Annotated in this window: 19 protein-coding genes; 12 read left to right on the top strand and 7 right to left on the bottom strand. The window is 36.8% G+C overall.

Features of this window, described 5'->3' with window-relative positions:
• Positions 1-5: 5 nt before the first annotated feature.
• Positions 6-1025 carry a sensor histidine kinase gene (locus tag DBR39_RS19210; RefSeq protein WP_124535779.1) on the top strand — a complete coding sequence of 340 codons (1020 nt, stop codon included), beginning with the start codon at positions 6-8 and terminating at the stop codon, positions 1023-1025.
• Positions 1018-1695 (top strand): LytR/AlgR family response regulator transcription factor, encoded by a 678-nt coding sequence (locus DBR39_RS19205; protein WP_124535777.1) that lies wholly within the window; start codon positions 1018-1020, stop codon positions 1693-1695. The genes DBR39_RS19210 and DBR39_RS19205 overlap by 8 nt, the downstream gene beginning before the upstream one ends.
• A gap of 164 nt (positions 1696-1859) precedes the next feature.
• On the opposite strand, the gene DBR39_RS19200 is transcribed toward DBR39_RS19205, so the two are convergent.
• Positions 1860-4127, bottom strand: coding sequence for an aconitate hydratase (locus DBR39_RS19200; RefSeq protein ID WP_103232650.1), 2268 nt, complete (start codon positions 4125-4127; stop codon positions 1860-1862).
• Positions 4128-4445: 318 nt separating this feature from the next.
• The gene (locus DBR39_RS19195; RefSeq protein WP_124535775.1) at positions 4446-7229 is read right to left on the bottom strand and encodes a bifunctional aconitate hydratase 2/2-methylisocitrate dehydratase; all 2784 of its coding nucleotides are present in this window, start codon (positions 7227-7229) and stop codon (positions 4446-4448) included.
• A 255-nt stretch (positions 7230-7484) separates the two neighbouring features.
• On the opposite strand from DBR39_RS19195, the gene DBR39_RS19190 reads away from it, so the two are divergent.
• From DBR39_RS19190 to DBR39_RS19150, 9 genes are all read left to right on the top strand, one after another.
• Positions 7485-8309: a WG repeat-containing protein gene (locus DBR39_RS19190; RefSeq protein ID WP_228447876.1), complete on the top strand. Its 825-nt coding sequence runs from the start codon at positions 7485-7487 to the stop codon at positions 8307-8309.
• A 281-nt stretch (positions 8310-8590) separates the two neighbouring features.
• Positions 8591-10708 (top strand): TonB-dependent receptor, encoded by a 2118-nt coding sequence (locus tag DBR39_RS19185; protein ID WP_124535773.1) that lies wholly within the window; start codon positions 8591-8593, stop codon positions 10706-10708.
• 225 nt (positions 10709-10933) lie between these two features.
• Positions 10934-11686 carry a hypothetical protein gene (locus tag DBR39_RS19180; protein WP_124535771.1) on the top strand — a complete coding sequence of 251 codons (753 nt, stop codon included), beginning with the start codon at positions 10934-10936 and terminating at the stop codon, positions 11684-11686.
• Complete coding sequence (locus tag DBR39_RS19175; protein WP_034692538.1) at positions 11674-12216, top strand: acyl-CoA thioesterase; 543 nt, start codon at positions 11674-11676, stop codon at positions 12214-12216. Before DBR39_RS19180 ends, DBR39_RS19175 begins: the two co-directional genes overlap by 13 nt.
• Before the next feature lie 105 nt (positions 12217-12321).
• Complete coding sequence (locus tag DBR39_RS19170; protein WP_228447881.1) at positions 12322-12687, top strand: GxxExxY protein; 366 nt, start codon at positions 12322-12324, stop codon at positions 12685-12687.
• Between the two features lie 45 nt (positions 12688-12732).
• A complete protein-coding gene (locus DBR39_RS19165) occupies positions 12733-13662 on the top strand; it encodes a 2-hydroxyacid dehydrogenase (RefSeq protein WP_124535767.1) in 930 nt (309 codons plus the stop codon).
• A gap of 205 nt (positions 13663-13867) precedes the next feature.
• Positions 13868-15130: a serine hydrolase domain-containing protein gene (locus tag DBR39_RS19160; protein WP_124535765.1), complete on the top strand. Its 1263-nt coding sequence runs from the start codon at positions 13868-13870 to the stop codon at positions 15128-15130.
• Between the two features lie 25 nt (positions 15131-15155).
• Positions 15156-16958 (top strand): Ig-like domain-containing protein, encoded by a 1803-nt coding sequence (locus tag DBR39_RS19155; protein WP_124535763.1) that lies wholly within the window; start codon positions 15156-15158, stop codon positions 16956-16958.
• Between the two features lie 10 nt (positions 16959-16968).
• Positions 16969-17421 carry a heme-binding domain-containing protein gene (locus DBR39_RS19150; RefSeq protein WP_124535761.1) on the top strand — a complete coding sequence of 151 codons (453 nt, stop codon included), beginning with the start codon at positions 16969-16971 and terminating at the stop codon, positions 17419-17421.
• Between the two features lie 105 nt (positions 17422-17526).
• Here the strand turns inward: DBR39_RS19150 and DBR39_RS19145 are convergent, their stop codons facing one another.
• From DBR39_RS19145 to DBR39_RS19125, 5 genes are all read right to left on the bottom strand, one after another.
• Entirely contained in the window at positions 17527-18039 is a 513-nt protein-coding gene (locus tag DBR39_RS19145; protein WP_124535759.1) for an NUDIX hydrolase, read from the bottom strand.
• Positions 18036-18950 carry a site-specific tyrosine recombinase XerD gene (gene xerD / locus DBR39_RS19140; protein ID WP_103232641.1) on the bottom strand — a complete coding sequence of 305 codons (915 nt, stop codon included), beginning with the start codon at positions 18948-18950 and terminating at the stop codon, positions 18036-18038. The genes DBR39_RS19145 and xerD overlap by 4 nt, the downstream gene beginning before the upstream one ends.
• Positions 18951-18956: 6 nt before the next feature.
• Entirely contained in the window at positions 18957-19379 is a 423-nt protein-coding gene (locus DBR39_RS19135) for a deoxycytidylate deaminase (RefSeq protein ID WP_124535757.1), read from the bottom strand.
• A gap of 52 nt (positions 19380-19431) precedes the next feature.
• Positions 19432-20199: an enoyl-CoA hydratase/isomerase family protein gene (locus DBR39_RS19130; protein WP_124535755.1), complete on the bottom strand. Its 768-nt coding sequence runs from the start codon at positions 20197-20199 to the stop codon at positions 19432-19434.
• A 106-nt stretch (positions 20200-20305) separates the two neighbouring features.
• The gene (locus DBR39_RS19125; protein ID WP_124535753.1) at positions 20306-21793 is read right to left on the bottom strand and encodes a catalase; all 1488 of its coding nucleotides are present in this window, start codon (positions 21791-21793) and stop codon (positions 20306-20308) included.
• 134 nt (positions 21794-21927) lie between these two features.
• Here DBR39_RS19125 and DBR39_RS19120 point away from each other — a divergent pair, with 134 nt between their 5' ends.
• A complete protein-coding gene (locus DBR39_RS19120) occupies positions 21928-22878 on the top strand; it encodes a LysR substrate-binding domain-containing protein (RefSeq protein WP_103234933.1) in 951 nt (316 codons plus the stop codon).
• Positions 22879-23038 lie beyond the last annotated feature (160 nt).

Raw genomic sequence — 23038 nt, 5'->3', positions numbered from 1 at the left:
TGAATATGAATAAAAAACAAATAATCTGGCTGCAGGTTTTTTATTGGAGCTTCAATTTTATAGGAAATACCATTACCCCTTATTTCTTTTTCCCTGAGAGCAGGGGATTTGAATGGTATGTACTGAACGTCACTTATTTTATTACTGAAATTTCTACTTTTTATCTTTTGTATCTGGTTATTATTCCCAAAATATTAAATCTGGATAAAATTTATTCCGCTGTTTTGGTTTTTGTGATTTCTATTTTAAGCTTTGGAGTAATTCGGTATGGAATAGAAGAGGTTTTGCTTCCTCTTACGCTTGGATTCAGGAATTATAATAAAGATACCGGACTTTTGTATTATTTGATCGATAATATTTACAACGCTTCATTGACTGTTTTCATTGCTGGAATTCTATGGATACTGGAGAAATATGGAGTCTCAGAAAATGACAAAAAACAACTTCTCATCGAAAAGAAACAGGCAGAGCTTCAGGCATTGAAAACCCAGATCAATCCTCATTTTATTTTTAATTCATTGAATAATATTTATTCCCTCGTCTATCAAAAATCTGATAAGGCACTTCCGGCGATTGAAGAACTTGGTCAGCTGTTAAGATACAGTACAAAAGACCTGGAGAAGGATTCTATTTCTTTGGATAAGGAAATTGGATATATTGACAGTTTGATTGCTCTGGAGAAGCTCCGAATCAGAAACCCGGAGTTGCTGCTCATAGAAAAAAATATTCAGCATCCTCATCTGAAGATCTCGCCGATGCTGCTGGTTCCTTTTGTGGAGAATGCTTTTAAACATGGTGATTTCCGTGATAAAGGTTTTGAAATGAAAATCTCAGAGCAGGATAAAACCCTGCATTTTTATCTTTTAAATTTTAAAACACAGAAAATGAAAGATACAGTGTCCGGGATAGGAATCCAGAATGTGAAAAAAAGGCTGGAAATATTGTATCCCAACCATCAGCTTGAAATCAAGGATTCAGAGAAAGAATTTATTGTTGATTTAAAAATTGATTTAAAGGATGAGTAAGATAAAATGTATCATTGTAGATGATGAACCTCTGGCAATATCTCTTTTGGAGCATTATGTAGAGAAAATACCTTTTCTTGAACTGGTTTTTTCTACAGAAAATCCAATTCTTGCGTTGGAATATCTTCAGAAGAATGATTGTGACCTCATTTTTCTGGATATTCAGATGCCTGAGCTTACGGGAATCAATTTTATGAAAATCGTAGGAGCTGATCAAAAGTATATTTTAACAACGGCTTATTCGGAATATGCCTTGGAAGGCTACGAACATAATGTTGTTGATTACCTTCTGAAACCAATCTCCTTTGAAAGATTTCAGAAGAGTGTATTGAAGGCTCAGGAACGTTTTTCTTTTCCACAGGAAGAAAACACCCATTTCTTTGTAAAATCCTCGGGACAAAGGCATCGCATCGGCTTTAATGAGATTCTGTATGTAGAAAGTATCAAAGACTATGTCAATATCCGGACAGAAACTGATGAATATATCGTTCTGGACACTCTTAAATCCATGGAAAGTCAGCTTTCAGAAAGATTTGTAAGGATTCATAAGTCTTTTATTGTCAATCTTGATAAAGTCAAAAGTATTGGGGCCAAAAAAGCCATTCTTCCTGAGTATGAAATTCCTATTGGAGAAAGCTATAGAGCGGGTCTTCTGGATAGATTAAAGTAAGGGTATCATAGGATTCTTCTTATGATTAAACCTTATAGGTTTTAGAAACCTATAAGGTTTGGAATGTTTACCAAAGTTCAACACAGAATATTTCAATACAGTTAAAATAAAAAAGACGACTTCCAATGAAGCCGCCTTTATATTAATTAATCTAACAATTAATTTTATTTTTCCTGTTGTTTGATCAGATTCAGGGCAGAACCAGCCTTAAACCAATCAATTTGCTGATCGTTGTAAGTATGGTTAGCCATGATGATGTCTTTAGTTCCGTCAGCATGAACGAATTCTAAAGTCAATTGTTTACCTGGAGCAAACTGATCAAGATCTAAGAAGTTAACGGTGTCATCTTCCTTGATTTTGTCATAATCAGCCTCATTAGCGAAAGTGATTCCCAACATCCCTTGTTTTTTAAGGTTTGTTTCGTGGATTCTCGCAAATGATTTTACCAATACAGCTTTCACACCAAGGTGTCTAGGCTCCATAGCTGCGTGCTCTCTTGAAGAACCTTCCCCATAGTTCTGGTCTCCTACAACGATTGTTGGAACGCCCGCTGCTTTATAAGCTCTTTGTACAGCCGGAACTTCACCGTATTCACCGGTTAATTCGTTTTTAACTTTATTGGTTTCCATGTTGTAAGCATTTACGGCTCCAATCAACATGTTGTTTGATATATTGTCTAAGTGACCTCTGTACTTCAGCCATGGTCCAGCCATAGAGATGTGGTCGGTTGTACATTTTCCGAAAGCTTTGATCAATACTTTAGCTCCTTCAATATTTTTACCATCCCAAGCAGGGAACTCTTCTAATAACTGAAGTCTGTCTGAAGTAGGGCTTACATTAACAACGATTTGAGAACCATCTTCTGATGGAGCCTGGTATCCGTTGTCATCTACTGCAAAACCTTTTGCAGGAAGCTCGAAACCTTTAGGCTCATCCAGTTTTACCTGCTCACCAGCTTCGTTGGTTAAAGTATCCGTAATTGGGTTAAAGTCTAATCTACCTGAGATTGCTACAGCAGCTACCATTTCAGGAGAAGCTACGAAGGCGTGAGTATTTGGGTTACCATCCGCTCTTTTTGCAAAGTTTCTGTTGAAAGAGTGAATAATAGAGTTTTTCTCTCCTTTTTCAGCACCTTCTCTGTCCCACTGCCCAATACATGGTCCACAAGCATTGGTAAAGATTCTTGCATTTTCAAATTTTCTGAAAGAATCTAAGAAACCGTCTCTTTCCGCAGTGAATTTCACCTGCTCAGAACCTGGATTGATTCCTAAAATTGCTTTAGGCTTTACTCCTTTTGATACTGCGTCCTCTACGATGGAAGCAGCTCTTGATAAATCTTCATAAGAAGAGTTGGTACAAGAACCGATAAGAGCCCACTCCACTTCTAGCGGCCATCCGTTAGCCTCAGCTTTAGCTTTGAATTCAGCAACTGGAGTCGCCAAGTCCGGAGTGAAAGGTCCGTTTAGGTGAGGAGTCAGTTCAGAAAGGTTGATTTCTATTAACTGGTCGAAATATTGTTCAGGATTTGCGTATACTTCAGCATCCCCTGTTAAGTGTTCTGCAATTGTATCAGCGGCATTTACCACATCCTGTCTTCCTGTCGCAGCAAGATACCTTCTCATAGAATCATCGTATCCGAAAGTAGAAGTCGTAGCTCCGATCTCAGCACCCATATTACAGATAGTACCTTTACCGGTTGCAGAAAGAGATTCTGCACCTTCACCGAAATATTCTACGATACATCCTGTACCTCCTTTTACGGTAAGAATTCCTGCAACTTTTAAGATAACATCTTTTGCAGACGTCCATCCATTCATTTTACCGGTTAATTTTACCCCGATAAGTTTAGGCATTTTAAGCTCCCAGGCCATTCCTGCCATTACATCTACTGCATCGGCACCTCCTACACCAATAGCAACCATTCCCAGTCCTCCTGCATTTACGGTGTGAGAGTCGGTACCAATCATCATCCCTCCCGGGAAAGCATAATTCTCCAAGACAACCTGGTGAATAATACCTGCCCCTGGTTTCCAGAATCCGATTCCGTATTTATCACATACAGAGCTCAGGAAGTTGAATACCTCAGAGTTTTTGTTAATACCTTCCTGTAAATCTTTATCAGCACCTACTTTCGCCTGGATCAGGTGATCCGCGTGTGCCGTTGAAGGAACAGCAACTTTAGTTTTTCCTGCCTGCATGAACTGTAAAAGTGCCATCTGCGCAGTTGCATCCTGCATTGCTACTCTGTCTGGTGCGAAGTCTACATAAGAGTTTCCTCTTTCATATTCTTGTGTAGCATTTCCTTCCCAAAGGTGGGTGTAAAGGATTTTTTCTGAAAGGGTAAGAGGTTTTCCCACGATTTGTCTTGCCGCAGCAATTCTTTCCGGGTAACGCTCGTACACCTTTTTGATCATATCAATATCAAAAGTCATATCGTATTTTAGTTTTGTTCTTTTTCCGTTAATGCTTCTTTCTCTTATGCTGAGAAAGAAAAATCATTTTTTTATACATCAAAAAACGTTCCTATAATCCATAAATAGGGATGGTTTTGACTATAAAATTGAGAGATTTTATAACTTTCAATTTAAGAAAAAATAGATTCTATTTTCTCGGTTTTGTCGAAAAAAAAATGTATTTCTCTTAAAATAGAAACATTCTAAACTAAAAAATGAAAGATTTTAAATCCTAAAGGACTAAAATCTTTCATTTATATAACATTCAATAGTCTTGCGACTTATAAATTAATTCTGTTAGTGAGCGCTTGTACTTGTCAATTCTTTAATAGAAGGTACAAAGGTTGTAAGGTCAATGCCTTCAACAGCCGCTTTATATTCATCGATACTAGGGATTCTTCCAATGATAGCAGAAAGAACCACTACCGGAGTTGAAGCAAGGAGTGATTCTCCTTTTTTACGTTCAGAATCTTCAACCACTCTTCCTTGGAAAAGACGTGTAGAAGTTGCCAATACAGTATCTCCTTTAGCTGCTTTTTCCTGGTTACCCATACAAAGGTTACATCCAGGACGCTCTAAGTACATTACGTTTTTGTATTCAACACGAGCCTCTCCTTTTGGAGTATTGTCATCAAATTCAAAAGCTGAATATTTCTCTAATACTTCCCAGTCTCCTTCTGCCTTTAGCTCGTCAATGATGTTATAAGTAGGTGCTGCCACTACAAGAGGTGCATTGAATTCTACTTTTCCTTGTTGTTTTTCAAGGTTCTTAAGCATTTGAGAAACAATCTTAAGATCTCCTTTGTGAACCATACAAGATCCTACGAAACCAAGGTCTACTTTTTTCTCACCTCCATAGTAAGAAAGATCTCTGATGGTATCGTGAGTATATCTCTTGGAAACATCTTCGTTGTTTACATCCGGGTCAGCAATCATAGGTTCTACGATGATGTCAAGATCTACAACTACTTCAGCATAATATTTAGCATTTGCATCCGGAGTTAACGCTGGTTTTTCACCAGATCTTATTTCAGCAATTCTCTTATCTGCTTTATCAATTAGTCCTTGAAGAACCTGATTGTGGTTATCCATACCTTTATCAATCATAATCTGGATTCTGCTTTTTGCAATTTCCAATGATTCGATCAAAGTATTGTCTTCAGAAATGTTGATAGAAGCTTTTGCTTTCATCTCAGCAGTCCAGTCTGTAAATGTAAATGCCTGGTCAGCAGGTAAAGTTCCGATATGAACCTCAATGATTCTACCCTGGAATACGTTTTCACCTCCAAATTGCTTCAGCATCTGAGCTTGGGTTGCATGAACTACATCACGGAAATCCATGTGTTCTTTCATGTTTCCTTTGAAGGTTACTTTCACAGATTCAGGAATAGGCATAGAAGCTTCACCTGTAGCTAATGCAAGAGCAACGGTTCCTGAGTCAGCTCCGAAAGCTACTCCTTTTGACATTCTTGTGTGAGAGTCACCACCAATAATAATCGCCCACTCATCTACCGTAATGTCGTTAAGAACTTTGTGGATTACGTCCGTCATCGCGTGGTATTCACCTTTAGGGTCACGAGCTGTAATCAAACCAAATTCATTCATGAACTTCATCAGTTTAGGAATGTTAGCCTGAGCTTTTTTATCCCATACTGAAGCAGTGTGGCATCCTGACTGATAAGCACCGTCAACAATTGGAGAGATCACTGTCGCTGCCATTGATTCAAGCTCCTGAGAAGTCATCAAACCTGTTGTATCCTGAGATCCAACAATATTTACCTGTACACGAACGTCTGAACCTGCGTGTAATACTTTTCCTGGAGTGGTTCCCACCGCATTTCTGTTGAAGATTTTTTCTACAGCAGTAAGCCCTTGTCCTTCGTGAGAAATTTCTTTTGATGGAGCAAATACAGCAGGAGCTTCAATTCCTAAAAGCTGAGCTGCAAATGTCTGTAGCTTCTTACCGAATACGATAGCGTAAGATCCACCCGCTTTGATGAATTCCATCTTTTGTGGCGTGAAAGACTTCGTAAGGTCGATAAGCTCTTTATCTCCGTTATATAATTTCTTTTCTTTTGTATTAATTGTTAAAACAGTTCCTGTAGCCACTGAATAAGCTTCTTCAAGAACTACATCACCATTTTCGTTACGAATAGCGTTTCCGTTTTCGTCTACTTTCTTCACCCAGTTTTTAAGATCGATACCAATACCTCCGGTAACGTCAACTGTTGTAAGGAAAATTGGGGAAATACCATTTGTTCCTGCTACAATTGGAGCAATGTTTACAAAAGGTACATATGGGCTTGCCTGCTTACCTGTCCAAAGAGCAACATTATTTACTCCTGACATTCTCGAAGAACCTACTCCCATTGTTCCTTTTTCTGCGATAAGCATTACGCTTGCATCAGGGTGCTGTGCCTGTAAAGCTTTAATTTCTTCCTGAGCCTGAGGAGTAATCATACACTTACCGTGAAGTTCACGGTCAGAACGGGAGTGAGCCTGGTTACCCGGAGAAAGTAAATCGGTTGAAATATCTCCTTCACCAGCGATAAAAGTAACTACTTTTATTTCTTCTGCAGCTTCTGGCAGTTTTGTGAAAAATTCAGCCTGTGCATAGCTTTCAAGAATTTCTTTTGCGATTTCATTACCGCTTTCGAATGCTTCTTTCAAACGGGTAGTGTCTGCCTCATAAAGGAAAACCTGTGTCTTAAGGACATTTGCTGCTTCTTTTGCAGTAGCAGGATTGTCACCTAAAGCCAGATCAAGCAATACTTCAATGGAAGGACCTCCTTTCATGTGAGATAATAACTCAAATGCATAAGCCGGAGAGATTTCTTCTACTACGGATTCACCAAGGATGATTTCCTTTAAAAATTTAGCTTTTACCCCCGCAGCACTTGTTGTTCCAGGCAGTGTATTGTAAATAAAAAAGTTAAGAGAATCTGCTCGATATTCGTTACCTGAATCTTTAATTTGCGAAATGATTTCGCTTAGCAATTCAGCACCATCGATTGGCTTTGGATGAAGGCCTTGGGTTTTTCTTTCTTCAATTTCTTTGATGTAATCCTTATAAATATTCATAATAGAAGTCTTTCAATATTAAAGGTAGATTAAAATATTTGTTTATAAGGTGACTTCTTTACCGGCTTGTATAAAAAATACAATAATAACATTTTGATTTCTTGTATCTTAATGGGCAACATGAACCGGGGCTAAAGTCAAAATAATCTACGCTTTTTTAAAAGTTTTAAAATTATTAAACAATTCAAAATGTTCCCCAAAATTACGAAATTTTACTATTTTATAAGAATGAAATTATTTAGATTCTTTATAAATATGAATTTTATAATATCTATTTTTGGGCGTATTTTTGTAAACGATATGGTGAATATGAAAAATATCCTGAATGTTTTGTGCTTTTTTGTTTCGGTTTTCGTTTTCTCACAGGTCAAATCTGTGAAGAGAAAACCTGTGGGGAAGGGGGCTAAAACCATGATGAAAAAAGGGATTGCGACAAATAAACCCAATCCTGATTTGGTAATTATCAATAAAGATATCCCTGTTTTGATTCCTAAAAAGAAAGGAAATAATTTTGGATATGTCAATCAAAACGGGAAATTCATCATTCAGCCGGAATATCATATTGCCGTATTTTTTTATGAAGACTGCAATCTTTTGAACTCTCCAAATGAAAAAATCAGAAAATTTGGGACAAAAGACTATGCGACAGTAGAAAAAGAGATGATCTCTTACCGTGTAGATCAATCAGGAAAGAGAGTTTACCAGTTCAAAGAAGCAGATTTTGGAAAATGTAAATTTGAAGAATATAAACAGCAGTTATTTCAGGCCTATATTCTGAATGGCTTTTATGGGATCATTGAAAAGTCAAAGTTTGTGAATGCTGCCGATTACAGACAGTTTCAGATCTATCCTCAATATCAGTACTTGTTCATCCTGGAAGGGGATGATGTATCCAATCCCATGATTATCGTTTCCAATAATGATAAATTTGGAGTGATTGATGTTCATAATAAAGTCATCATTCCTTTTGAATATGCCAATATTAAAAGAAATTTCAGCTGGAAGCTGGGTAAGATGTTTGAAGTGACAAAAGATGGGTCAAATTACTACTACATTGATGCAAATAACAAAACCTACTAAGAAATTAATAACTCCTATTTTCCAGAATGTTTTTCTGTCTCAGAAACCCAATATCACGAACCTGACAGCCCGAATCTTATCGTTGATACCCATTCGCCCATATCTCATATATTTTTTGTAATTTTGCGGCTGAAATAAAGGGGTGCTTTAACAGGCTGAGATTATACCCAATGAACCTGGAACAGGTAATGCTGTTTAGGGACGTAGACTTTACTAAAGGTCTAATCTGTATAATATCTTATCGATCCCCTTTTATTCATTAAATGTTAAAGATTTATAGAATGAAAGGATTATTTTTTTTAGGGCTTACTGTAGGCTCTGTAGCCTTTATACAGGCTCAACAAAAGGACTCCCTGAAAATCAGGGAAATTGAAGCGGTCAGCTTTACCAAAAGACTTCCTGTTGCTAAGGAAATTATCAATGTTCAGAAAGATTTAGACGGAAGAAACTTGGGGCAGGATCTTCCTATTCTTTTAAAAAATCAAACCTCCATCATTTCCACTTCAGATGCGGGAAATGGAGTAGGATATACTGGTTTTAGAATTCGTGGAGTGTCAGGATCGGCAATTAATGTAATGATGAACGGTGTTCCTTACAATGATTCTGAAAGCCAGGGAACGTTTTTCGTCAATGTTCCGGACTTAACAAGTTCTGCATCACAGATTGTTATTCAAAGAGGAGTAGGGACTTCCAATAATGGGGTTTCTGCCTTTGGAGCAAGTATCAACGTGATTTCAAGAGAGCCGGAAGAAAAGTTTTATTTTAAAACTGATGACAGCTATGGTTCTTTTAATACCTATAAATATTCAGCAGAGGCGGGTTCCGGGAAATTCTGGAAGAATCGTCTTTCTGTAATGGGAAGGTATACCCGTATTCACTCTGATGGATATATAGACAGAGCTTCATCAGATTTGCATTCTTATAATTTTACAGCTTTGTTTGAAGAAGGGAAAGCGAAATTACGTTTGATGGCCTTTGGAGGAAAAGAAAAAACCTATCAGGCCTGGAACGGGATCAGTAGAGAAGTATGGGAAACAAATCCAAGATTTAACAATTCTGGGGCAATCAAGGATATCAATGGGAACGTTACAGGTTTCTATGATAACGAAACAGATAACTACAGACAGAATCACTATCAGTTGCTTTGGGAACAAAAATTTGATGACCGTTGGAACCTAGAAACTACTTTCCATTACACCAAAGGAAAAGGATATTACGAAAACTACAAACAGAGAAGTTCTTTCTCAAAATATAATCTGCCTGACATTATAGAGGGTGGGCAAACTATTAAAAAATCAGATTTTATCAGAAAAAAATGGCTGAATAATGATTTTTACGGTGTTGTTTCAACGCTTTACGGTAAGTTTGAAAACCTTGATTTAAACTTTGGAGCAGTTGCTAATCAGTACTATGGAAGACATTACGGAAATGTTACCGGAGTGTTTTATCCGCAGATTGACGAAAGTGAATATTACAGAAATCGCTCTGTGAAGAATGAAGTTTCTGGTTTTGCTAAAGCGTTGTTCAGAATGGAAAATTTTGAATTCTTCGGTGATGTACAGCTTAGAAGCATCAATTATAATACTAAGATTTTAATGGCAGGAGATGGAGAAGGAGCCGATTTGGATAAAAACTGGCTGTTCTTTAATCCAAAAGCTGGGGTGAATTATAAAATCAATGGCGGAAAGATATTCTTATCCTATGCTCATGCCCATAGAGAACCGAACAGAGATGATATCATGGCCAACAATGATGTTAAGCCCGAAAAGCTTCATGATTTTGAAGCCGGTCTGGAAAAACAGTTTGGATTTTTATCCTTAACGGCGAATGTCTATTATATGTACTATGTTAATCAATTGGTTTTGAATGGCCAACTTAATAATGTGGGGGCATTTATCAGAACCAATTCAGGAAAGAGCTACAGAAGAGGAGTCGAAATAGGAGCATTGGCAAAGCTATCCAAACAATGGGAGGTTTCAGGAAATTTAACGTTAAGCCAGAACAGAAATCAGGATTTTAATATCGAAGTTGGGACTGCACCAGTAAGTTTGGGAAATACTCAGATTTCATTTTCTCCGAATATGATTGCTAATTTGGGAGTGAAATTTAATCCAACCCGAAATTTCCAGTTTGCTTTAATGAACCAATATGTTGGAAAACAATACATAGATAATACGGAAGATAAAAACTTAGAGCTTAAAGATTATTTCCTTACCGACTTTAATGCGCAGTACCAGTTTAAAATTGGCAACAATGATATTGCATTAAAATTGTTGGTGAATAACCTGTTCAATAAAAAATATGTGAATAATGGTTCTATTAATGATGAAGGGAATCCTTTATACTTTTCACAGGCAGGAACTAACTTTATGTTCGGAATAAGCTGGAAAATTCAATAGACTGAGAAAGATAGATTAGCAAGAAAGCAGAAAGGATATCAAGAAGTGCATTTGCAAACTTGTCTTTTTATTCTTTTCATACTAATTGCGAAGCCTAAAAAAAGAAGTTTAAATAACAGTATTCCCATTTTAATATAGAATACTCAAAAGACTGTTTCGGCAGTCTTTTTTTATATCCGTTAAATATCTTAAAAAGTCATGAAAAAGTTATAAATTTGCTACCAAATGAATATTTCAGCATACATTTTAGAATATTTAAAACAATTTGGAACTGCCACGGTTCCAGGCTTTGGGGTGTTTTCACTGAAAAATTCTAAGGCAATTATCAATTCCGAAAACGGGAGTATCCTGCCTCCAGCCAGTCAGATTGAATTGACAATAGACTATGAAGTACAGACTGAAGATCTTACGGCTTTTATTGCAGAACAAAAACAGATGTCCCTGGAAGCTTCCAGAAGTGACCTGAAAATTCAGACAGATTTTTGGAAGAAAAAACTTCAGGCCGAGCAGGTTCTTGAAATTCAAAACCTTGGAACGGTCTTCATTGAAGAAGGACATACCCATTTCAAAGGAAAAAGGATAGAAGCCGGACACCCGGACTTCTATGGATTGGAAGAAATTAGATTTTCAGATATCAATAACGGGGAAAAGGTAAATACGTCTGTCAACCGCGAAAAAGATTTTAAATTCAAGAAAACGATTCTATGGATTTTCCTTCTGATAATTCCGGTTCTGGGGATTCTATATCTGGCATTTACCCAGCAGGAACTTCTTTTTGGGAAGAAATCTTTCGATAAGGTTTCTGTGCAGACTTCTACCCACAGAATTGTAAAAGATACCATTAAGATAATGGCTCATACCCCTGAAGCACCTGTTTCAGATTCTTTGAAAAAAGATTCACTTGTAAAACCTGCCGCAAAAGCAGCACAATCTGCTCCGGCTGTTCCAAACAACACTAAGACTAAATGGCAAAAATAAAAAAAGCGTCAGAATCTCTGACCATTATGACCAATATCGTTCTTCCGAACGAAACCAATTCTTTAAGAAATCTTTTCGGTGGTGAGCTTTTAGCAAAAATGGACCGTTGTGCGTCTATTTCTGCAGCAAGACACTGCGAAAGAAGAGTAGTAACGGCATCTGTAAACCACGTATCTTTCAACCATCCGATTCCGGAAGGAGGGGTAGTGGTATTGGAATCCAAAGTTTCCAGGGCATTCTCTACTTCTATGGAAGTGTATGTAGATGTATGGCTGGATGACCCAATCAATCAGAAGAAAATTCATACCAATGCCGGTATTTATACTTTCGTGGCTGTAGATGAATTCAACCGTCCAATTCCTATTCCAGAAATGATTCCTGAAACAGAAGAGGAAAAAGAAAGATTTGCTGCGGCATTCCGTAGAAAAGAACTTTCATTGATTCTTTCCGGAAGAATGAAACCTCTGGAATCTGTAGAGCTTAAGAAATTATTCCAGGAGCCACAGGAGTCTAAGAAAGACAAGAAATAAGAATCTTGTAAACACAAAAAACACAAATGTTTGGCACGAATTTTCACAAATGGTTTCTGCCACATAAAATGAAAAAATAATCAAATGGATATTTCATAAAATGATATATCAAAAATTGTTTATGAATCAGGATATTTGATTTATAAAGTTTTAGGACCGGGACTTTTGGAAAGTGCTTATGAAGAATGCCTGTTTTATGAATTAAATAAACATAATCTTCTTGTAGAAAGGCAAAAGCCAATGCCATTAATCTATGATGAGGTAAAGTTGGATGTTGGTTATAGGCTTGACTTTCTGATTGAGAAAAAATTTGTGCTGGAAATAAAATCTGTGGAGTCATTACATGATATTCACCTGACGCAAATACTTACCTATCTCCGCTTAAGCCATTGTAAACTTGGAATGTTGATCAACTTCAATACAATTCAATTTAAAAATGGAGTTAGGAGAGTGATTAACGGTCCTTTATAATTTGTGTTATTTGTGAAATAAATTAGTGTCATTTGTGTTTAAACTATGAAAATACTTCTTTTAGATAAAAATCATCCTCTTATTACCGAGCAGCTTTTGGCTCAAAATTTTATTTTGGAAGAGGATTTTACGTCGTCCTATGATGAGGTTTGTGATAAAATTGAGAATTACGATGGGATTATCATCAGAAGCCGTATTCCATTAGACAAAAACTTTCTGGAAAAAGGGAAGAACCTGAAGTTTATTGCAAGAGTAGGCGCCGGTATGGAAAATATTGATATTCCTGTTGCTGAAAAGCTGGGCATCCAATTGATCAATTCTCCGGAAGGAAACAGAGATTCTGTGGCAGAACATGTGGTAGGAATGCTGCTTGTCATCATGAACAGGCTTTTTATTGCCTCTCAGGAAGTGAAAAACGGCATCTGGCTACGTGAAGAAAACAGAGGAGACGAGTTACTGGGAAAAACAGTAGGATTGATCGGATATGGAAATATGGGAAAAGCTACTGCCAAAAGACTTTCCGGATTCGGATGCAAAGTGATCTTCCACGATATTCTTCCGGGTCTTTCAGATGAATATGGTACACAGGTTTCTCTGGAAGAGCTGAAGCAGTCTGCAGAGGTTGTAAGCTTGCATATTCCTTTGACTTCGGAAACTCATTATCTTATTGATGAAACATTCATCGCAGAAATGAAAAACGACTTTTATTTTGTGAATACAGCAAGAGGAAAGAATGTGAAAACTAAAAGTTTAGTAGAAGCGTTGAAATCAGGAAAAGTAAAAGGTACCTGTCTGGATGTATTGGAATACGAAAAGTCTTCTTTCGAGAATATTGAAGTAGAAAATGAAGACTTAAAATACCTTCTTGAATCTGAAAAAGCAATTCTAACGCCGCATATCGCCGGCTGGACACATCAGAGTAAAGAAAAGCTGGCTCAGTTTATTGTAGATAAAATTGTAGCTTCGTATTGCTAGACTAACAAGCTAAGAAAGCTGAGGAGGCAAATTGGTAAGTTCACTTATTTGCTTCCTTTGCCCTCTTTTTTATTTCACCTTTTAGCTGTTTCACCTTTTCAAAATTTTACTTTTCCTCTTATTTATGTTAAATAATTCATAATGTCCCTCTCTTATTTATTATTTATTTTCGAGTTTTATTAAATTGCCGCTCATTTTGAATCTCATGACGACGCGTAATTTTATACTTATCCTAACTGTTCTTTTATCAATATTTTCCTGTAAAAAAAAGACTGAAGCTAAAGATGTTTCAGCTGAAAACACGACCAATCTTCCTAACTATGGAGATGTGGACCTCGGAAGTGTTTTCACGAAAGGTGATGGCCAGCTTTTGAATAGGCAGACAACAGTAAGCTATATAGATCAGTATTATAAGAAAATTTGGGAAGGAAGCGACCTTAGCGGTGGAATTCTTGTGGCCAAAGGAGATGAAATTCTCTATGAAAATTACAGAGGTTTCGGAAGAGAAGGAAACCAGATGCCGATTGATAAAAATACACCTCTGCACGTAGCGTCAGTTTCAAAAACTTTGACAGCAATGGCGATGATGAAATTGGTAGAGGCTGGAAAAATAAAACTTACCGATCACCTTACCCAGTTTTTTCCAGGGTTCCCTTATCCGAATGTTACCGTTCAGACTTTACTGGATCAAAGAAGCGGTCTTCCGAAATACGAATATTTTATTACTAAAATACAGCCTGCTCCGGCAGAAATATCCAAGCCGTTTATTACCAATCAGGATGTATTGAATATGATTATCAAATATAAACCTGATCTGGCGAGAGATACGGATACTGGATTTATGTATTGCAATACCAACTTTGCTTTATTGGCTTTATTGATTGAAAAAGTGACCAACACTCCTTTTCCGCAAGCCATGAAAGAAATGGTTTTCACTCCGTTGAAAATGACTCATACTTACATCTTCCAGGAAAAAGATATTCCTACCGCTTCACAGTCTTTCTACTATGGGGCAAACAAGCTTTATCCTCTGGACAGGCTTGATCTTATTTATGGTGATAAAAATGTGTACACTACACCAAGAGACTTATACAATTTCTCAAAAGCAATGTTTTCAAAAAACTTCCTGAAACCTGAATTGATGCAGATGGTATTTACCCCATATAGCAATGAAAAGATGGGAATGAATAATTATGGACTCGGATTCAGAATGAAAATATTTGATAACGGAGAAAAACTGACTTATCACAATGGATGGTGGCATGGGACCAATTCGGTATTTGCCCACCTTTTAAAATCTAAAGTAACCATTGTTGCGATTGGAAACAAATATTCAAACAAAGTATATACAGCCCTTGCATTGTCAGGATTATTCGAGGATTTCCCTTTACAAAAGGAGAAGCTTCATACAGTTATGAACGACAATAAAGATACTTTAAATTCCGGACAGGAAGTTTTTGGAGAATAATGTTTACTTTTGCTTAAACATTTTCATGAAAAGGTTTCTTTTATTATTCGTTATCTGTTTTCTTGTACACTCATGTGCAAGAGTAGGATCTCCTGTCGGAGGGCCTAAAGATACTCTGGCACCCAAATTTTTAAGCGCAAACATTGATACTACAAGAATTAATGTTAAAAAAGATATTCACGAACTCCGTCTGGATTTTGATGAGTATGTGACATTGAAGGATATCAATAAAAACCTGATTATTTCGCCGCCTATCAAAAATATAACAAGGATTCTTCCTTCCAATATTGCCAATAAATTTGTACTGATCCAATGGACAGATACACTTCAGGCCAATACGACTTATAATTTCAATTTCGGAAATTCAATTGTAGATAATAACGAGTCAAATATATTGAGGTATTTCAATTTTGCTTTTTCTACAGGAGATAAACTGGATGATCTTTATATCAGCGGTGAGGTAAGAGATGCGTTCGATATCAAAAAGAAGACGACAACAACAACTGAAAATAAGCTGGTAGTTGGGCTGTATCAGGTAAAAGATACAATGGATTACAAGAAAAAGCCTTACTATATCACCAAGGTAGATGAAGATGGATATTATGAATTAAACTATCTGACCCCTGGAAAGTATAAAATTATAGCTTTTGATGACGAGAACGGGAATTCTATGTACGATCCGGGAAAAGAAAAAGTTGGATTTCAAAAAGATCCTGTAGATATTGAAAAGTCTATTTCTGGGTTGAACTTAAAGGTATACCCTTCCAAAAAACCTGTGAAGTATTCAGAGATGAAAGAGATTGCAGGAGGTATTTTAATGACATTTGAAGGTCATCCGGATGAAGTAAAAGTTCAGTCGTTGAATGAAAAATTAAAAGATATCAAAATAATGCACAATCCAAAATCCGACTCTGTGAGAATATGGTTTGATGCAGTAAAAGATGATGTGGGGCAGACAGCCAACGAAAAACTCACATTTACTCATAATAAAGGGATAAAAAAAGACAGTGCCTACAGCGTTTCTTTATTTTACAAATACAATAAGAAGAATGCGATGGATGTCTTTAGTGATAACGACGGAACTTCACTGGCTCCAAAAGCAGACTTAAAAATTGCATCAAACTATATCGTAGATAAAATTGATCCTTCAAAATGGACATTAAAGATTAAAGGAGACAGCTTAACAACGTTACCATTCACCGCTAAAATTTCAGAAACTAACCCTTACCAGATCCATGTTCAATCGGATTTTGTGATGGGGAAAAGCTATGAACTTACTGTTCCTAAGGAAACCGTATCTTCATTCTACGCAAAAAATACCCAATCAAAACGTTTCGATTTTGATATTGCTAAAGCAGATCAGTTTGGAAGTGTTGAATTCTCTATTCAGAATGCTCCGGTTACCAGTTACTGGATCCAGCTGGTAGATTCTTCCGATAAAATAGCGTATCAGAAATACATAAAAGGAGATAATGTAAAGTTTGATATTCTGAAGCCAGGAGAATACATTGTAAGAATACTGGTTGATAACAATGAAAACAAATATTGGGACGAAGCCGATTTTGCGAATGATATTTTCGCTGAAGATGCATATATTTTCTATAAAAAATTAATCGTCAGAGGATTGTGGGAAACAAGAGAAAATTGGGATTTGAAGGATACCAGAACTCTTGATAGTCCTAAATCAGCAACAGCAGCTCCGGAGGTACCAGCTTCAACCTCTACTTCAGTATCTGAAACCCCGCTGCCTGCTACAAATACAGCAACGAAACAACCGCTGAAAAAAGAATTTAAATCCGGTAATGCCGTTTTAACTCCGGCAAAGTAAGCAGAAAAAGATGGCTAAGAAAATCATATTTTGGATATTGGTGGGCTTTGCCCTTATTCAGTTTGTTCCTATTGACAGGACTAATCAGCCTGTTGATTCTGCCAAGAACTTTGTCGTCGCAAAGAAAACCCCTGAAAAGATAGCAACACTGCTTAAAAACGCATGCTACGACTGTCATTCCAATGAAACAGTCTATCCGAAATATGCTTTTATTGCTCCTGTGTCATGGTCGGTAAAAAGCCATGTGAATGAAGGCCGCGAACATATTAATTTTTCTACCTGGGAAACGTATAATAAGGATTTAAAGGAAAGTATGCTTACTAAGGTTGTTCAGACTATCCAAAACAAGACAATGCCAATGCCGGGATATATTGTCTATCATAAAGAAGCCAACCTTTCAGAGGCGGAAAGAGCATTGCTGATTCAGTATTTTGAAGAAATGCTGAAGAATAAAACCTATTAATTTACATCATAAAAAACTCTCGCAGATTTTACAGATCAGGCAGATGATGTATTGTTACAATCTGCTCAATTTGCAAAATCTGCGAGAGAATATATATTACAAAAATTATTTCTTTAAATACTTCTCAAAAAATCTCTTCTGAGAATCAAAAGCAATATCTTCAAGATTCAGATCCTGTAAAGGGATCCAAACTGCTTCTGAGATCTCAGAGAGTTCAAGATTTACCTCAAACTTTTCCGAAACAGTATACTCATAAAAGAGATCGATTGTATTGTAGTCAATTTCTTTGTATTCATAAATATTCGGAAGGCTGGTAAGGTATTTCAGGTTTGAAATATCAATATCAAGCTGAAGTTCTTCAAAAAGCTCTCTTTTACAGGTTTCTTCTGCACTTTCTTTGGGGTCAACAAATCCTCCGGCAAGATCAAGTTTTCCCTTCTTAGGGTCTCTGTTTCTTCTGGTAAGATAAATTTCGTCACCACATCTGATGACAACCGCTACAGCGCCTGCCACGTTGTTATACAGGGTAAAACCACATTCCGGACAGCTCCATTTTTTTTCGCCGTCCCAGTGTAGAGTCTCTTTGCCACAGCTTGGACAATATTTCAATAGTTTCATTGAGCAATATTAATATTTCTCGGGTGATAACTTAAAATAACATCCCTTAATTCTTCTGTTTTCAGATGCGTATAGATCTCCGTTGTAGTAATACTGGAGTGTCCCAGCATTTCCTGAATATAACGTAAATCTGCCCCATTCTGTAATAAATGGGTGGCAAAAGAATGTCTGAAGGTGTGTGGTGATATTTTTTTGTTAACCCCAGCTTTATCTGTAAGTTCTTTGATAATAAGAAATACGATTACTCTGGACATCGATGTTCCACGGCTGTTCAAAAACAGAGTGTCTTCATATTTCTTGTTGATCTTACCTTTTGAACGTACCTCCTTGATATAATTTTCAAGCAGATCAGCGGTATAATCGGCCAAAGGAACAAAACGGGTTTTGTTTCCTTTTCCGTGTACCTTGATGTATTGCTCTTTAAAGTTGATATTGGAGATCTTCAGATCAATCAGTTCAGAAACGCGAAGCCCGCAGCCATATAGAACCTCTATAATGGAGTGGTTTCTTTTTCCGAGATCGGTATTCATCTCAATAGCAGCAATGATTTTGTTGATATCAGTAAGGCTTAAAGTATCAGGTAGATATAGTCCCAATTTAGGACCTTCAAGTAGCGTTGCAGGGTTGTCTTCTCGATACTCATCCTCCAGCAGAAATTTGAAAAATGCTTTGATGGAAGATATCCATCTTGCTTGTGATCTCTCACTGAATTTCTGTTTGGAAAGATTGAAAATGTATTCCTGCAGGTTCTCGTAACCGATAGAATCTGGACCGACGTTTGCCAGATCTTCTTCTGCGTAATCTTTTAATTTCTTAATGTCCCGAACATAGGCGTCGAGTGTGTTTTCTGAAAAATTTCTTTCAAAACGAAGAAATATTTCAAAATCTTTGATCTTTTCATCCCAAGTCATTTGTGCTTATTTTTTTAGTTCACAGTCAGATATTTGTTCTATTTCAATATTATGGTTTCTCAGGAACGATATTCCATCGTCATCCGAATACTCATTTATATACACCAGTCTCGCAATTCCTGCCTGCAGAATCAGTTTACTACATTCTTTGCAGGGAGACAGCGTCAGATATAACGTTGCCCCTTTTGCAGATTGAGTAGAAGCGGCCAGCTTTAATATAGCGTTCGCTTCAGCATGCAATACGTACCAGTGTGTTCTCCCTTCTCCATCTTCACAGCAGTTTTCGAATCCCGAAGGAGTCCCGTTGTAACCATCTGAAATAATCATCCTATCTTTTACGATAAGAGCTCCCACCTGTTTTCTCTTACAGTAGGAGAGTTTTGCCCATTCCTGAGCCATTTTTAGATAAGCTTTATCAAACTTATTCATACCGCAGCATTGTTTTTTTTCGAAATAATTTGGATTAAAATCTTTTGAAAGATTAAAAGTTAGGCTTTCTCTTCTCTAGAAACGCAGTAACTCCTTCTTTCTTATCTTCCATTTCAAAAAGTTCTCCGAAATATTTGATTTCAGTTTCAAAACCTTTATCCGTATCAGATAAATTTACGGCATTTATAGCCTTAGATATTGCCATAGGTGAATTGTGGGCAATGGTGTTCGCTAATTCTTTCGTTTTAGTTAATAATTCTTCGATAGGGTATACTTCGTTTACCAGTCCGATTTCCTTTGCTTTTTGGGCAGGAATCATTTTGGCAGAGAAGATCATTTCGTTGGCAATACCTTTTCCGACAAGCTTTGGAAGCCTCTGTGTTCCTCCATATCCCGGAATTAATCCAAGAGTTACTTCAGGAAGCCCCAGTCTGGCGTTTTCCGATGCATATCTGATGTGGCATGCCATGGCAAGCTCTAAACCTCCCCCTAATGCAAATCCGTTTACGGCTGCAATGACAGGTTTGGACATATTTTCAATTTTATTGAACAATGTATTTTGTCCGTTTCTCGCTAATTCTTCAGCTTTTTCCTGTCCGAAATCACTGAATTCCTTGATATCAGCTCCGGCAACGAAAGATTTTTCTCCACTTCCGGTAAGAATAATTACCCTGCAGGAAGTATCAGCATTGAGCTCATCCATTGCGGCACTGATTTCCTGAATTGTTTTTGCATTCAAAGCATTTAAACTTTCAGGTCTATTTATGGTAATAATAGATAATTTATCTTCTTTTTTTAATAATATATTTTCGTAACTCATTTTTCCACTTTAAAATATCATCCTTTGCAAATTATGAATTTTTTACAAAAAAAAGGAAAAAATCTTATTTTTTTTTTCCTTTTTTTTAATTTATTGTTCAATATGATTATTTGGAATGATTCATCATATTTGCATCAATATTAACATTTAGTTGAGAAGCTACTTTCATGCCAAGCTCAATATTGGCACGGAAAAAGTGACATAATTGTCGGTTAATGATCTCATCTTTTTTAGGTCCGCTGATTCCCTTCATACTGCCTATGATGTTTTTGATCAGATGATCTCTGTCTTCTGCATTCATTGCTTTTGAATAAAGAAGTCCGGGCTGAGTATAATGATCACTGTCGTTATCATTTCTGTTATAGCTTGCAACATGAGCACTGTCCAGCTCATATTCGTAATTTTTATAATCGGAATCCGGTTGGATGTCATCAAAGCTGTTAGGATGGTAATTAGGTTTATCCTGATAATGGCTTGAGTCTGCCATATAGCCATCTCTCTGATAGTTGTTGACTGCAAAAGGACATCTGTTTACCTCCAGCTGATGCGAGTTCACTCCAACTCTATATCGGTGTGCATCAGGATAAGAGAATAATCTTCCCTGCAGCATTTTGTCCGGTGAGAAGCTGATTCCGTTAATCAGACTGCTTGGTGAGAAAGTAGATTGCTCCACATGGGCAAAATAATTAACAGGAACTTCATTAAGCTCCATTTCTCCTACTTCAATCAAAGGGAAATCATCATGGAACCATACTTTTGTCACATCAAAAGGATTCCATCTGAAATCTTTTGCCTGTTCCTCAGTCATTACCTGGATGTATAAGGTCCATTTTGGGAAATCTCCATTTTCAATGGCGTTGCAAAGATCTTCCTGTGCAAAGTCCGGATTTTCACCCGCCATTTTTCCCGCCTCTTCATCTGTGAAATTTTTCACCCCCTGTTTTGTCTTGAAGTGGAATTTCACCCATACTCTTTCATTTTTATCATTGATCATAGAGAACGTATGAGATCCGAAGCCATGCATATGTCGGTATCCGTAAGGGGTACCTCTGTCTGACATTAATATAAGGACCTGATGAAGAGATTCAGGATTTAAACTCCAGAAATCCCACATCATGGTGGCACTTTTCAAATTGGTTTTTGGAAGTCTTTTCTGAGTATGAATAAAGTCCGGGAATTTTTTTGCATCCTTAATAAAGAATACCGGCGTATTATTTCCTACAAGATCCCAGTTTCCGTCTTCTGTATAAAATTTTAAGGCAAATCCTCTTGGGTCTCTTGCGGTATCTGCACTTCCTTTTTCTCCTCCTACAGTAGAAAATCGGGCAAACATTCTGCATGAATTTCCAACTTGTGAGAACAGTTTTGCTTTCGTATACTGGCTGATATCATGAGTTACGGTAAAGGTCCCGTATGCTCCGCTTCCTTTGGCATGCACAATCCTTTCAGGAATTCTTTCCCTAACGAAATGGGCAAGATTTTCCTGAAGGATAAAATCTTGCAGCAATACCGGGCCTCTTGGTCCTACCGTCTGTGAATCCTGATGCTCAAAATAAGGCGTGCCGTTACTTAACGTTAATTTTTTAGAATCCATATCATTGATGATTTGTATAAATGTTTTTTGTTTTTCTAAATCCGAGTGTAAAGGTAATGAATGTCAAATTTACTTGAATTTTTAATTGCTAATAGCAAAAACGTTATATCTTTGTAATAGATAATATTAATCAAATGAACATTCAGCAACTGGAGTATCTTATCGCTGTTGATAAGTATAAACATTTTGGTAAAGCCGCTCAGGCGTGTTTTATTACCCAACCTACGTTAAGTGCCATGATACAGAAATTTGAGGATGAACTGGATGTGAAGGTGTTCGACAGGACTACCCACCCGATTCGTACTACAGATGTAGGGCTGCAGATTATTGATCAGGCTAAGGTTATAATAGAATCTGTCAATGAGCTGAAAAACAAAGCAAACCTTTTGAATAATATTCTGGGAGGAACCATCAACCTGGGAATCATTCCTACTGTTTCATCTTTTATTCTGCCTACGGAAATCTTCAAATTCCTTGAGGATAATCCAAAGATCCAGATGAATGTAAAAGAAATGACTACTGATAATATTATTAAAGCTTTGAAAGCCGGAGAGCTGGATGCGGGAATTATCTCTACTCCTTATGATACCGCGGATGAGTTTTATCAGGATTTCTTATTCAATGAAGAACTGATGATCTACAGTTCCAATACTGAAGCTAATAAAAAGAATTCTTATATCATTCCTGAAGATCTGAATGTAGAAAAGGTATGGCTTCTTGAAGAAGGAAACTGCCTTAGAAATCAGTTTGAAAATATCTGTCATCTGAAAGAAAACACACTGAAACCTAAAAATTTAGACTTCTTAGCTTCCAATATCCAGACTTTGGTACATATGGTAGATAAAGTAGGAGGAATCAGTATACTGCCGGAACTTGCTTTGAGCCAGCTTTCTGAAGAGCAGAAGAAAAATGTCTTCAGATTTAAAAAGCCTTTCCCATACAGAGAAATCAGCATTATTTACTACAAGCCTACCTTTAAGCAAAAAATTATTGATGAATTGTCACATTCTATCAAAACTGCTTTGGAACTTAAGCTGAATTATCATGCAAGTCCTAAAGAATTTGTAAGCATAAAGCCTCAGTAGTGAAAATGCTTTAAAGTGATAGAAATCATTAATTTAAATAATATCATAATTAATAAACAAAATTTTTGAGTATTACGAAAATAGTACTTAACTTTGCTGACGTTTATTACGAGGAAAAATTTGACCTGATTGCAACCTCTATAAAAAAATGCTAAAACAG

The sequence above is a fragment of the Chryseobacterium sp. KBW03 genome (genome assembly GCF_003852415.1).
GTDB classification, from domain to species: Bacteria; Bacteroidota; Bacteroidia; order Flavobacteriales; family Weeksellaceae; genus Chryseobacterium; species Chryseobacterium viscerum.
Note: the sequence above shows the minus strand (reverse complement) of the source record. Positions and strands in the feature narration are given on the sequence as shown.